At 32.9% G+C, this 13,544-nt stretch carries 15 protein-coding genes; 11 read left to right on the top strand and 4 right to left on the bottom strand.

All coding sequences use genetic code 11. The features are described 5' to 3' along the window. Positions 1 to 5: 5 nt before the first annotated feature. From DFR66_RS00265 to DFR66_RS00275, 3 genes are all read right to left on the bottom strand, one after another. Positions 6 to 1,616, bottom strand: a complete 1,611-nt coding sequence (locus DFR66_RS00265) for a class I SAM-dependent methyltransferase (RefSeq protein WP_114752877.1) — start codon at positions 1,614 to 1,616, stop codon at positions 6 to 8. Positions 1,617 to 1,730: 114 nt separating this feature from the next. Next, positions 1,731 to 2,186, bottom strand: a complete 456-nt coding sequence (locus DFR66_RS00270) for a tRNA (cytidine(34)-2'-O)-methyltransferase (RefSeq protein WP_114752878.1) — start codon at positions 2,184 to 2,186, stop codon at positions 1,731 to 1,733. Positions 2,187 to 2,212: 26 nt separating this feature from the next. Next, positions 2,213 to 2,788: a pseudouridine synthase gene (locus DFR66_RS00275; RefSeq protein ID WP_114752879.1), complete on the bottom strand. Its 576-nt coding sequence runs from the start codon at positions 2,786 to 2,788 to the stop codon at positions 2,213 to 2,215. Between the two features lie 746 nt (positions 2,789 to 3,534). On the opposite strand from DFR66_RS00275, the gene rmuC reads away from it, so the two are divergent. The 4 genes from rmuC to DFR66_RS00295 all read left to right on the top strand — a co-directional run bounded on the left by rmuC (position 3,535) and on the right by DFR66_RS00295 (position 6,545). Further along, positions 3,535 to 4,905, top strand: a complete 1,371-nt coding sequence (gene rmuC, locus DFR66_RS00280) for a DNA recombination protein RmuC (protein WP_114752880.1) — start codon at positions 3,535 to 3,537, stop codon at positions 4,903 to 4,905. Positions 4,906 to 4,912: 7 nt separating this feature from the next. Beyond that, positions 4,913 to 5,278, top strand: a complete 366-nt coding sequence (locus DFR66_RS00285) for a 6-phosphogluconate dehydrogenase (RefSeq protein ID WP_114752881.1) — start codon at positions 4,913 to 4,915, stop codon at positions 5,276 to 5,278. Positions 5,279 to 5,283: 5 nt separating this feature from the next. Continuing rightward, the gene (locus DFR66_RS00290; protein WP_114752882.1) at positions 5,284 to 5,829 is read left to right on the top strand and encodes an acyl-CoA thioesterase; all 546 of its coding nucleotides are present in this window, start codon (positions 5,284 to 5,286) and stop codon (positions 5,827 to 5,829) included. Positions 5,830 to 6,005: 176 nt separating this feature from the next. Then, positions 6,006 to 6,545, top strand: a complete 540-nt coding sequence (locus tag DFR66_RS00295) for a YceI family protein (protein ID WP_114752883.1) — start codon at positions 6,006 to 6,008, stop codon at positions 6,543 to 6,545. 3 nt (positions 6,546 to 6,548) lie between these two features. Here the strand turns inward: DFR66_RS00295 and DFR66_RS00300 are convergent, their stop codons facing one another. Beyond that, positions 6,549 to 7,463, bottom strand: a complete 915-nt coding sequence (locus DFR66_RS00300) for a TIGR01777 family oxidoreductase (RefSeq protein WP_114752884.1) — start codon at positions 7,461 to 7,463, stop codon at positions 6,549 to 6,551. A gap of 117 nt (positions 7,464 to 7,580) precedes the next feature. Between DFR66_RS00300 and DFR66_RS00305 the strand changes: the two genes are divergently transcribed. Genes DFR66_RS00305 through DFR66_RS00335 form a run of 7 tightly spaced genes read left to right on the top strand, consistent with a single transcriptional unit; the run spans position 7,581 to position 13,522 of the window. Beyond that, on the top strand, positions 7,581 to 8,240 hold the full coding sequence (locus tag DFR66_RS00305; RefSeq protein WP_114752885.1) for a TetR family transcriptional regulator C-terminal domain-containing protein: 660 nt from the start codon (positions 7,581 to 7,583) through the stop codon (positions 8,238 to 8,240). Continuing rightward, a complete protein-coding gene (locus DFR66_RS00310; RefSeq protein WP_114752886.1) occupies positions 8,240 to 9,547 on the top strand; it encodes an ABC1 kinase family protein in 1,308 nt (435 codons plus the stop codon). The genes DFR66_RS00305 and DFR66_RS00310 overlap by 1 nt, the downstream gene beginning before the upstream one ends. Beyond that, positions 9,547 to 9,681 (top strand): DUF2256 domain-containing protein, encoded by a 135-nt coding sequence (locus DFR66_RS00315; protein WP_114752887.1) that lies wholly within the window; start codon positions 9,547 to 9,549, stop codon positions 9,679 to 9,681. Before DFR66_RS00310 ends, DFR66_RS00315 begins: the two co-directional genes overlap by 1 nt. Beyond that, entirely contained in the window at positions 9,657 to 10,961 is a 1,305-nt protein-coding gene (locus DFR66_RS00320) for a DASH family cryptochrome (RefSeq protein WP_114752888.1), read from the top strand. Before DFR66_RS00315 ends, DFR66_RS00320 begins: the two co-directional genes overlap by 25 nt. 7 nt (positions 10,962 to 10,968) lie before the next feature. Beyond that, positions 10,969 to 12,453: a cryptochrome/deoxyribodipyrimidine photo-lyase family protein gene (locus DFR66_RS00325; protein ID WP_114752889.1), complete on the top strand. Its 1,485-nt coding sequence runs from the start codon at positions 10,969 to 10,971 to the stop codon at positions 12,451 to 12,453. A gap of 47 nt (positions 12,454 to 12,500) precedes the next feature. Continuing rightward, a complete protein-coding gene (locus DFR66_RS00330; protein ID WP_262510413.1) occupies positions 12,501 to 12,785 on the top strand; it encodes a TIGR03643 family protein in 285 nt (94 codons plus the stop codon). A 53-nt stretch (positions 12,786 to 12,838) separates the two neighbouring features. Then, complete coding sequence (locus tag DFR66_RS00335) at positions 12,839 to 13,522, top strand: SDR family NAD(P)-dependent oxidoreductase (protein WP_114752891.1); 684 nt, start codon at positions 12,839 to 12,841, stop codon at positions 13,520 to 13,522. Positions 13,523 to 13,544: the final 22 nt, after the last annotated feature.

Below are 13,544 nucleotides of genomic sequence, written 5' to 3' on the forward strand. Positions count from 1 at the left end.
TTACACTATCCATTTCCTTTAAATAAATTTATACTCACTGTTGCAATAGTAGCATCCGGGAATCTTTTGAAGAAATTAGTATCAGGATATAAGCCAGCTTCAGCAGCGATTTTGTGCAAAACAGGAATTTCAACAATATATTGGTCTGAAAAACCATGCGTGGCATCATAAGCCGTAGCAGCCGTTTTCCCCAGATTAGCAGCTGTCAAATTTGGAGCAATCGTATGCAATTCAATCATTAACAATCCAAATTTTCGAACATAAGGCGACCATTTATACAAATGTTCCAATAGATTATCTTCGATTAAACTATTACTGATTCGCTCTCCCCTATGTGCAAATGCTCCTGTAGAATGACTTACTCTTTCTTTAGTAATCTGTTTTGGAATTTCCCAAATTCGGTTATGATCTAAGAAGGTTCTCACATTCAGCAAATCCTTCAAATCAATGTTATAATTTTCCAATAAATCATTGGCCAACACATCCGGTCGACCTATATCGCCCCAAATTACTTTAGCCCAAATATCAGCTTTGATTAAATTAGCTCGGGTTACTTTCAAGGCTGCTTGATTATAATCGGCACCCACAAGGAACAAAGGATAATCATCCAGCATTTTTCCGCGAAGGGTTTGTCTTTCGATTACAGTGTAAATATGTTCTATAAATGCTCCATTGCCACAACCCATATCGAGAATTCCTTTCGGCTGATCCTCAATTGGTAAATTGAATAATTTGATAATAATCTCATCGACTACTTTAAAATACGTGTCATGCGCACCTCCGCTTCCCCAAACATTCATTTCTCTATCCACATGAATTTCATCTTCGCCTTCAGCAATCGTTCGGAGTATATTAGGGTTACCAAAAATCAAATCTTCAATCTTACTAAATGTAGGCAAATAGGAAACTGTCACTCCATAAGCAGAAGCTCTTTTGGCAAAAAACAATCCCTTTTCCGTAAACTGGTAATTGCCTTTTTTTTGAGTAAACCAACCTAAATCAACTAAAAAATCCAATATAATTTTGAAATTTTCGGGAGATTTATGAAACTCCTCGGGACGAAATGATATCTCCATAAAATATTTATGAAACATGCCACTCATACCTAATTTTACTAATATTGGCCCAACGAGACAACCTTCAATATGAGTTAGAATCTGATGTTGAATATTATTAGTCAGCGCATCATTTGAAAATGAAATTCCATAATTTTTTTTATACAAATCGAAAATTAAACCCAATCGAACAAACGGAATATCGTCTAATGATCGAGTGCTAAATTGCATCGTGAAATGTAGCAAATCAAGCACGTCTTCATACAAATAGAACATAGGAAAAGCAATTGTGCTTTTTCCGTTTATCGTAAACGCAATTTGGTCTGTGGTAGTATTGATATGATAATCTAGGAATCCCTGCGAGCACAAAACTCGCAAACCTACATTGAGATAGCCTTCATTAGCTTTAAAGTGTTCCGTGAGTTCTGTAAGTGTGACTTCTTTTTTGTCGAGAATATAGGACAGCACTCCTTTTTCATGCAAAACATAGGCTACTGGAGCCGTAACTAAACCATCCAAATGTTTAAAAATGGTGCTTCTAAGAGTATTTTTATCAATCATAAAAAGTGCGTTTTAAAGGAGAAAAAAACTCAATTCAATCCAGAATGAACTAATCAAATATATGCAATTTCAACTACAAAAACACCTACCTTTTTACAATTTCAATATCGTAATTTACAACTTAACAGCTATTTGCCTCTTAGCTTCGCCAATGATAAACGCTACAGAATTTGCAATATTAAAACTTCTAATAAGCGGCGACATAGGAATTGTAAGATGATTGGGGAACTCGTTTAAAACAGCTTCACTCAAACCTTTACTTTCTTTCCCAAAAACCAACCAATCACCATCCTGAAATTCAGTTTCTAAATATGATTTTTCGGCGTGAGAACTCGTTAGAAAAACTCGGGATAAATCAGGAATTTGTGCTTTCCATTCAGCTACATTTTGATACTCGGTTACATCGAGATGCACCCAATAATCCAAGCCAGAACGTTTTAAATTTTTATCATTAATGACAAATCCAAAAGGATGAATTAAGTGCAAACGGCTTTCGGTACCTACACACAATCGGCCAATATTTCCGGTATTATTTGGAATTTCAGGTTCTACTAAAACAATGTTTAACATTTCTTATTGGTTAATCGGTTATTTGTTTATTCGGTTATTTGAAAATCTTCAACTTCTAAAACTTCTCCTGCCTGTAAATTTTTGAGATGCACGTTACCTATTCGAACACGCACCAGGCGCAACGTAGGAAAACCTACTGCGGCAGTCATTTTTCGAACTTGGCGAAACTTTCCTTCATTTACCGTTATTGAAGCCCAAGAAGTAGGACCATGACGTTCATCCCGAATTTTTTTTCCTCTTGTACCAAAAGCGGGAATTTCATTTACTAAAGATGCTTTGCAAGGTTTAGTGACGTATTTCGTGCCATTGAAACCTATTTCAACTCCTTTTTGCAATTGCTCAATGGCGTCCTGCGTTATAATGCCATCGACTTGGACATAATATTCCTTGTCCACTTTCCTACTCCGAATTATTTCGCTCATCATTCCGTCCGTTGTGAGCAACAATAATCCTTCTGAATCTTCGTCAAGACGACCTATTGCCATTGTACCTTTAGGAAAATCGTGTAATTCCCCCAGCAGTTTCTTTTTTCTTTTTAATTCATAAATAAACTGACTCAAATACCCGTAAGGCTTATGAATGATGAAATGAGAATGAGACATTTAAGTGTATTAGTTGTAAATGCAAAGATAGCTTTGTTTTTGCGGGATTTAAAAAAATGCAACCATACATTTATTTGCTTAAACCAAAAGCTATGTTAAATGATTGAATTACTTAAAATTAATAGCGTAATCTTATAAAAGTTATGACTATTAACTTTAAATAAAAAAGTATGGAAAGTAATGATTTAGGTTCGAAAAAAACTAATAATAAGCAAAACACTAACGAAGGATTTAGCGGTCAGAATATAGCCAAAAATACGTTTCAGATGTATCACATCTAAAATCAGAAGTAGAAACTGATGCACACGGGAATCAAAAAATTGTTCAAAGAGCTCGAAATATTGATGGAACTTTAGAACAAAATGAAGATAATACACCCGTAAATTTAAGTTCTGATATTGCAAATGTTTCCGAAAAACAAGCACAGAAAATGGTGGAAAATAAAGGTCATAATTCTGATATCACTCCAAATCGATATCCTAACGAACACCCTGATAATAAGGAAGACCGTGGAAACATTAAACTAGATGAATCGTAATTCACTTGTTTAAAAAAAGCCGATATGAAAAACGATTCATATTGGCTTATTTTTTGTAATCGAGCACCACATCACCACAGTTATAATAACAAATAACTTCGTATAGGCTTCAATTTCAGTAATACTAAAACTTCCGTTACTATTTTGCTTTCTAAAAGGAAACCAAAAAACTTTTGTTTATTTTTACATCCTTACAAAAATAAATTCTATGTCAAATATGCTTCCGTTTTTAATTATTTTTATCGTTGCGCTCGCAATTGGTGTTTTTATTGGAAAAATCATTTTCTCTGCTAGATTCCAATCCGAAAAAATTAGTTTAGAAGAAAAATTAATCGCTTTAAATTCCCAATTCAATCAACTGAAAGAACAAATTATAGTTGACAAAACAACATTTGAAAAACAATTAGAAAACCTTAATCTCGATAAAGAAAATATTAGAAGTGAAAAAGACAGCTTAGCCATCCAACTTTCAAAAAAAGAAGTAGATTTTGAAAATCTTTGGGAACGCAACAAAGAACAAAAAGAAGAAGTCGAGAAACTACAAGAAAAATTCACCAAAGAATTTGAAAATCTTGCTAACAAAATATTAGACGAAAAATCCAATAAATTTACAGAGCAAAACAAGGAAAATATGAAAAATATCCTGACACCATTGCAGGATAAAATTCATTTATTCGAAAAGAAAGTCGAAGACACCCATAAAGAAAGTATTGATTATCACGCGGCTTTGCGCCAACAGATTTTGGGCTTGCAAGAAATGAATATACAAATGAGCAAAGAAACCATCAACTTGACTAAGGCTTTAAAAGGCGATAGCAAGATGCAAGGAAATTGGGGCGAATTAGTATTAGAACGCGTTCTTGAAAAATCAGGATTAGAAAAAGGCAGAGAATATGAAGTACAACAAGCCTTCACTACAGAAGATGGAAATCGTGTATTTCCAGATGTTGTTATCAATCTGCCGGACGGCAAAAAGATGATTGTCGATTCTAAAGTTTCATTGACGGCTTATGAGAAATACATCAATGAGGAAGATGATATTCTAAAAATTAACTATTTAAAAGAACACGTCAATTCCATCAAACGCCACGTTGAACAATTAGGAAATAAAAATTATCACGATTTATACCAAATAGAAAGTCCAGATTTTGTTTTATTATTTATCCCTATTGAACCCGCTTTTGCGATGGCGCTAAATGAAGATCCGAGTTTGTACAACAAAGCATTCGAGAAAAACATTGTTATTGTTACACCTGCGACATTATTAGCTACTTTGCGAACGATAGACAGCATGTGGACCAACCAGAAACAACAGGAAAACGCACTCGAAATTGCAAGACAAGCGGGCGCTTTGTATGATAAATTTGAAGGTTTTGTGGGCGATTTAATCAAAATTGGAAAGAAAATAGACGAGAGCAAAATAGAATACAGCGGTGCGATGAACAAACTCGTAGAAGGAAAAGGAAACCTGATTGTAAGTGTCGAAAAATTAAAAAAAATGGGAGCAAAAGCCAAGAAGTCACTTCCAGAAAGCATATTAAATAGAGCCGTCAAAGACGAAAATCAACTTTTAAATTAAACAAAAAATGAGAAAATTTTTAATGATAATCACAGTTATTTTAGTAGTAGCTGTTGCAGGATATTTTGCTTTTTTATACAGTGCCACATACAGCGAAGGGATGCGTTCAGGCGAATTAATAAAAGTAAGTCGCAAAGGAGTAGCATTTAAAACTTGGGAAGGAGAAATAAGTCAGGGAATATCCGGCGCACAAATATTTTCTTTTTCAGTTTTAGACAGTGAGGAAAAGGTGATTGCTGACTTACAAGAATTCGAAGGTCAATATGTACAGGTCAATTATGTAGAGCGATACCGCACATTTCCGTGGTGGGGTGACACTCGCTATTTTATTAAGGAAGTCAAAAAAGTAAATTCTCCATTTAAAATAAAATAAAATAAATGAATCGCACTTTTAAAACTGTTGCCTCTTCAAATATTCGAATTTCAGAATTGATGTTGCCTTCACACACTAATTTTAGTGGTAAGATTCATGGTGGTTATATCTTATCGCTTTTAGATCAAATTGCATTTGCCTGCGCCTCTAAATTTTCAGGGAATTATTGTGTAACTGCATCAGTAGATACAGTAAATTTCCTTAAACCTATAGAAGTGGGCGAACTGGTTACAATTAAAGCCTGTGTAAATTACGTAGGCAATAGTTCCATGATTATTGGTATTCGTGTAGAAGCTGAGAATATTCAAACGGGGAAAATCAAACATTGTAATTCATCCTATTTTACAATGGTCGCCAAAGACAAAGAGGGAAACAGTATGCTTGTTCCAGGATTAATTTTATCTAATAATTATGAAGTCCGTCGTTTTTTTAATTGTATCAAACAAATAGCATTAAAAAAAGAAAAAGACCTGCATGAAGAAGAGTTTGATTACACCTCTGAAGAAGCTTTAGAAAGTTTAAAAAAATATAATATCAAGCTGGAAATCTAATCCATGAATCCTTGATATCGAACGAATTTTAAGAAATTATCTTTCTATTTAAGACAGTTAATTTCAAATTAAAAATCGTTTCAGAAATTAACTGCTACTCCACGTATTTCCGTGTACGAATGCTTCTATTTCATCATTTTTTTTGTAACTTTAAGTAATTTAATTCATAAATCAATATGAAAAAAATAACCTTAATAGCACTCCTTATCTTTACAATAGCTACTTCTGCTCAAGAAAAATTGGTATCGAACATTGGAATTATAAACTTTGAAGCTTCCATACCTTCATTTGAAGAAGTAAAAGCAATGAATAGCAAAACAACTTGTGTTTTATTGACCAATACAGGTGAAATAGAATGTTGGGCTAACATCAAAGATTTTAAATTTAAAAGAGAATTGATGCAAGAGCATTTTAACAAAAATTACATGGAAAGCAATCGTTTTCCTAGGGCTATATTTAAAGGTAAAATTGATAAATTTGATTTAAATAAAATTAACTCTAAATCCATTCCTTGCCAAATTACTGGTAAAATAACCATTCGCGGACGAACTAAAAAAATTGTGATTAATGGCACGCTCAGAAAAGTAAATAAAGGAATTGAACTCTACTCCGCATTTACATTAAATACGGATGATTTCAATATTGAAATTCCTTTTATGGTCCGAAGCAAAATCTCTAAAAAAGTGAATACACAACTGATTTGTGTATTACAATAAATACTATTTTGCTACACAATCCCTTAAAGCCTCCTCTAAATTTTTGTATTTAAATTTAAAACCAGTTTGTTCCACCTTCTCCGAAGAAATTCTTCTTCCGGTCAAAACAATTATAGCCATTTCTCCCATGACTAATTTTAATATAAAAGCGGGAACATTAGGTAACCAAATTGAATAGCCAAAAACACGCGCTAAAGTTTTTGAAAAAACTGTGTTGGTCGTATTATCACAAATTGCTGCATTATACGGTCCTTCCATATTAGAATTATAAACTGCTTGCAAATACATATTACACAAATCATCTACGTGAATCCATGGCATGTATTGCGTTCCAGAACCCAATGCAGAACCCAATCGGAATTTAAATAACGGAATAAGTTTTTTTAAAAAACCATCATTTTTTCCTAGAACTAATCCAGTACGAATCTTGATGGTACGAATGTTTAGATTTTCGATAAAATCCAATGAGTCTTCCCATTTCTGGCATGTGTAACCTAGAAAATCATTTGCAGGGGTCATATCCTCTGAACAAATCTCTTCTCCATTTACAGCGCCATAAATTCCAACCGCTGAAGCTGAAATAAATGCATCCAGTTTTTTATTATGCTTTTTTAAAACAGCATACAATAATTGAGTAGATTTTTCCCTACTATCTATAATCTCAGCTTTGCGTTTAGCAGTCCATCTTTTCTCTGCAATATTTTCTCCAGCTAAGTGAATGATGTAATCTGCTTTTAAAACTGCTTTTTCATCAATAGTCTGATTGCTAACATCCCATTTATAATAGAAAACATCTTCTTTGTTTTGTTTTACTGACCTACTTAATATAGAAACTGAATATCCTTTAGATACCAATAAAGCAGTCAAATTACTCCCAATAAATCCCGAACCGCCGCTTATTAAAACATTTTTTTTCATGATAGTGTAAAGCTAATGATTTATAATGGTATAAAATTATATTAAATTTTGTTTAACTTTATTAATATATCGTTAAACATTTCATACCTTTATACTTTAATTAGAAAAACAATCAAAATGGCAACTAAAAAAACAACAATAACAAAAGACAAAATAGTTTCAATGTACATGGATTATGTATTGGAACATAGTGAAAAACCTAAGTCAGTCTATCATTTTACAAAAATAAATGATTTTACTGAAACAGAATTTTATGCATTTTTTGGAACTATTGAAAGTATTGAAAAAGAAATTTTCAAAATGTTTGTAGAAAAAACTATCGATTTGTTAAACAAAAACAAAGAGTACGAGATGTATGACATGAAAAGTAAAATGCTAAGTTTTTACTTTACCTTTTTTGAAATATTAACTGCTAACAGAAGTTATGTAGTTCTTGTTCTAAAAGAGCATAACAATCAGTTGAAAAAACTAATGCAATTGTCCGGACTCAGAAACAGTTTCAAAAATTTTCTGACGGAAATCATTTCAGATGATTTTAGAACGCAACAAGAAAAACTTCAAAATTTCCAAGAAAAAACATTTCAGGAATCATCTTGGATTCAACTTTTATTGACACTGAAATTCTGGTTAGATGATTCTTCGCCTTCATTCGAGAAAACAGATATATATATCGAAAAATCTGTAAAAGTATCATTTGAACTAATGAACATTGCTCCTATTGACAGCTTAATCGATTTTGGAAAATTTATTTTCAAAGAAAAAATATACAACAAGTAATGAAAACTATTGACTACATCCCGACTTCAAAAATTGAAAGGGCTACAAAACTGGTACAAACCGGTGCAAAAGTAGGTGTAAACTACCTAAAATATTACGGAGAAAAAATGGTCAATTCTGATTTGACTCGTGATAAATTAAATGAAGACAATGCCGAAGATATTTACGACGGTTTAAAAAGCTTAAAAGGAAGTGCGCTAAAAGTTGCACAAATGCTTAGCATGGATAAAAGTTTTTTGCCGCAAGCTTACGTAGAAAAATTCTCGCTATCTCAATTTTCTGTACCACCACTTTCTGCTCCATTAGTATTAAAAACGTTTAAGACAAACTTTGGAAAAACACCTTATGAAATTTTTGATGAGTTCAATGCTGAGTCAAAGAATGCAGCGAGCATCGGTCAAGTACACATTGCGGTAAAAGATGGTAAAAAACTAGCTGTAAAAATTCAATATCCTGGTGTTGCTAATAGTATTTCATCAGATTTAGCGATGGTAAAACCTATTGCTATAAGAATGTTTAACCTTCAGGGGAAAGACTCTGATAAATATTTTAAAGAAGTTGAAGACAAATTAGTTGAGGAAACTAATTACTTATTAGAATTAAAACAAAGTCGCGAAGTAGTTGCTGCATGTGAGAAAATTCAAAATTTAGTATTTCCAGAATATTATCCTGAATTCTCTTCTGAAAAAATTATAACGATGGACTGGATGAGTGGGAAGCACCTCTCAGAATTTACTAAAATAAATACCAATCTAGAAGTAGCCAATAAAATTGGTCAAGCGTTGTGGGATTTCTACATGTACCAAATTCATGTTTTGAAAAAAGTACACGCTGATCCACATCCTGGAAATTTCTTAGTTAATGACGAAAATCAGTTAGTGGCATTAGATTTTGGTTGTATGAAACAAATACCAACTGATTTTTACACGCCTTATTTTGAATTGATTGATAAAAAAGTAATTAACAATACAAAACTGTTTAATGCAAAATTGTTTGAACTGGAAATTTTACGTGTAGATGATTCAGCAGCAGAGGTAGCCTATTTTACTGAATTATTTCATGATTTACTGTCTTTGTTTACAAAACCATTTCAAGCAGAAACATTTGATTTCTCAGATGAATCTTTTTTTGAAAGCATTGCAGCATTAGGAGAACGTTTTTCAAAAGATACGAATCTTAGAAAAATGAACGGAAATAGAGGTTCTAAGCATTTTATTTATATGAATAGAACGTTTTTTGGTTTATACAATTTGATGTTTGATTTAAAAGCGCAAATTGTTGTGAATGAATATCAAAAATACAAATAGTGAAAAAAGAGCATCTTCCTTCAAAAATGTGTCTGGTTTGCAACCGTCCATTTAACTGGAGGAAAAAATGGGAAAAAGTTTGGGAAGAAGTTAAATATTGTAGCGAAAAATGCAAAAGAAACAAAAAGGGTTAGTTTGGTTTAGAAATGATTTAAGAGTTCACGATAACGAATCGGTGACAAATGCTATTCAAGAAAATGATAGCGTAATTGCTGTGTATTGTTTTGATCCAAGACATTTCGAAAAGACACGTTTTGGATTTAAAAAAACAGAAAAATTTCGGGCTAAATTTCTGATCGAATCGATAACTGCATTGAAACGGAATTTGGAAAAGTTGAATATTACGCTTTTCGTATACCATCAAAAACCAGAAGATTTGATTCCGCAAATTATTGCTAAAAATGAAATTAGTTCCGTCTATCTTCAAGAAGAATGGACAAGCGAAGAAATGGAAGTTTTAGAGAACGTAAAGTCTCAAGTTTCAGATACAGTAGTGTTCAAAGCAACTTACAATCAATTCTTGTTCCATCCTAATGCGATTCCGTTTGCGATTGAAAAGATTCCTAATGTTTTTACACAATTTAGGAATCAATGCGAAAAATCGACTAAAGTAAAACCTGAATTTAAGGTTCAGCCACTTTCTAAAGAAAATTTCGTAACAAACGAAACTGAAATTCCCAGCATGGAAACATTGGGTTTTACTGATTTCAAAACAGATTCAAGAACCGCATTCCCTTTTGCTGGTGGTGAAGATGAGGCATTAAAACGAATTCAAAATTATTTTTGGGAAACTAAAAAACTAAGCGTTTATAAACTGACCCGCAACGGATTAATTGGTACTGATTTTAGTTCGAAATTCTCACCTTGGTTAGCCAATGGATCAATTTCGGCAAAAACTATTTATTGGGAGATTATTAAATATGAACAACAAATTGGAAAAAACGATTCTACATATTGGTTGATTTTCGAATTAATTTGGAGAGATTATTTTAAATACGTTTCTATGAAAAATGGAAATTCTATTTTTAAAATAGGCGGAATTTTAGACAAAGATTACGATTGGAAAACCAATTCTTCTGCCATAAATAAATGGATAAATGGCGATACGCATGAGCCTTTTGTAAATGCCAATATGATTGAATTGCAACAAACAGGGTGGATGAGCAATCGTGGCAGACAAAATGTAGGTTCTTATTTTTCAAAAAATCTCCTGTTAGACTGGCGCATCGGAGCTGCTTATTTTGAGGCCATGCTTATAGATTACGATGTACACAGCAATTATGGGAATTGGATGTATGTTTCAGGAGTTGGAAATGATCCAAGAGACCGAAAATTCAACATAAAATTACAAGCCGAAAATTACGATGGAGAATCAAAATTCCAGAAATTATGGCTGCAACAACAATTATTTTAAAAAGTAAATGAATACAAACAAGAAACATATCAATGTGGTTTGGTTTAAAAGAGACCTTCGTTTACAGGATAACGAAGCGATTTTTAATGCAACAAGAACAGAAATACCCACTTTGTTGCTTTATGTATTCGAAAAATCTCTCGAAAATGATTCACATTACAGTTCCAGACACTGGAATTTCATCAAACAATCACTAGTAGATATTAACAAACAACTGGAGCAATCAAACACTCAAGTTTTAGCAGTGACTTCGGAAGTGATTCAGGTTTTCAACATTCTCGAAGAAACATATAAAATCGAAACGGTCTATTCGCATCAGGAAACTGGTTTAAAAATCACGTATGAAAGAGATAAAACTTTCAAGCGATTTTGCAAAAACAATCAAATCAATTGGATTGAAAACACAAATAATGGAATTTTCAGGGCGTTAAGAAACCGAACGAATTGGGTTACCATGTGGGAAGATTATATGAATCAACCGCAATTGATTTTTGATGCTAAATCAGAAAATTTCCTTGCTGTATCAGAAATTGTTGAACTAGAAAAAGTATTAGAAAAGACCAATTTAGAAACTGTTCCGGATGCAATTTTTCAAAAAGGGGGAAGCACCATGGCTGGAAAATATTTACAAACTTTTTTTGACGAACGGTATCAAAATTATAATTCTCATATATCGAAACCATTATTGGCTCGAAAAAGTTGCAGTAGATTGTCACCATATATTGCTTGGGGAAATTTATCTTCCAGACAAGTTTTGCAAAAGGCAGCAACATTTAGATTGACGTGTTCCCATCAAAAGCAAATTGATTCATTTGTTTCCAGACTGACTTGGCAAGCACATTTCATACAAAAATTTGAAATGGAAGAAATAATGGAGTTTGAGAGTGTCAATAAAGGTTTTCACTCATTGAAAAAGAAAGTAAATGAAAATTATATTGAAGCTTGGAAAACGGGACAAACCGGATTTCCATTAATTGATGCTTGCATGCGATGCCTAAATGAAACAGGTTATTTGAACTTTAGAATGCGCGCCATGTTAGTTTCTTTTTTTACTCATAATTTGTGGCAACCTTGGCAAGAAGCAACACAACATTTATCACAAATGTTTTTGGATTTTGAGCCCGGAATACATTTTCCACAGTTACAAATGCAAGCTGGTGAAACAGGAATCAATATGCTACGTATTTATAATCCAATAAAGAACAGTTACGAACACGATCCCGATGGTGAGTTTATAAAAAAATGGGTACCTGAACTGCGCAATTTACCTCGAGCATTTGTACACGAACCATACAAAATGACTTATTTAGACCAAAAGTTTAATGATTTCGAAATAGGAACTAGTTATCCAAAACCAATTGTAAATATGGAACGAACTAGAAAATTTGCCAGTGATTTTTTATGGAAAATGAAGAAAAACCCATTGGTCAAAGAAGAAAGTTCTCGGATATTAAAACTTCACACTATGGCAGACATTGGCGACACTGAATAATTTTAAAAGAAAGAAAAGAAAAAACAAAATCAAATAAATAAAATACCGTGACTATAAAAAAAGAACTTACTGATTTAGACAAAGACCGAATCATAGAAATGGCTTGGGAAGACAGAACAACTTTTGATGCCATTTTATTACAATTTGGATTAAAAGAACAAGAAGTAATCGACCTGATGCGCGCTGAAATGAAACCTTCCAGTTTTAGAATGTGGCGCGAAAGAGTACAAGGCCGTAAAACAAAACATGAAAAATTAAGAGATTTTCGAGAAGGACGTTTTAAGTGTACGATGCAAAGACAAATTAACAATAATAAGATTTCCAAACGATAAAAATTAGTGTTCCATGAGCATTAATCCGTAAAAACTATAATAAATATACAAAAATGAAAAACATAGTAATCATTGGTGGTAGTAAAGGAATTGGCAGTGCCATTTTGTTACAACAATTAGAAACAAACATGGTCTACAATATCAGTAGAAATGCGCCAGATATCACACATCCAAACCTAAAACATTTTAGTGTGGATGTTTTAAAAGATGCACTTCCAGAAATCGAAAATATTGACACCTTAATTTACTGTCCGGGTTCTATCAACTTAAAGCCAATAGGAAGTTTGAGTATAGATGATTTTAGAAATGATTTTGAAATCAATGTCATTGGTGCTGTAAAATCCATTCAAAAATATTTACCGGTTTTAAAAAAAGGGTCAAACCCTTCCATAGTTTTGTTTAGTACAGTAGCAGCAAAATTAGGAATGCCTTTTCATGCGAGTATCGCAACTGCAAAAGCTGGAATCGAAGGATTAGTTAAATCACTGGGAGCAGAATTGGCTTCAGTAGTTCGCATTAACGCCATTGCTCCTACCATTACAGAAACATCGCTTTCAGCTGGAATTTTGAGAAATGATCGAATGAAAGAAAACATGGTGGAACGCCACCCAATGAAAGGCTATCTGAAACCAGAAGAAGTAGCGAATATGGCCAACTTCCTAATTTCAGAAAACGCCAAATCAATTTCAGGTCAGGTATTTGAAATGGATTACGGAATCGTAACTTTTAAAATCTAAAGAAGTTATTTGCCGCATAAAG

The sequence above is a fragment of the Flavobacterium glaciei genome (genome assembly GCF_003350545.1).
Lineage (GTDB): Bacteria > Bacteroidota > Bacteroidia > Flavobacteriales > Flavobacteriaceae > Flavobacterium > Flavobacterium glaciei.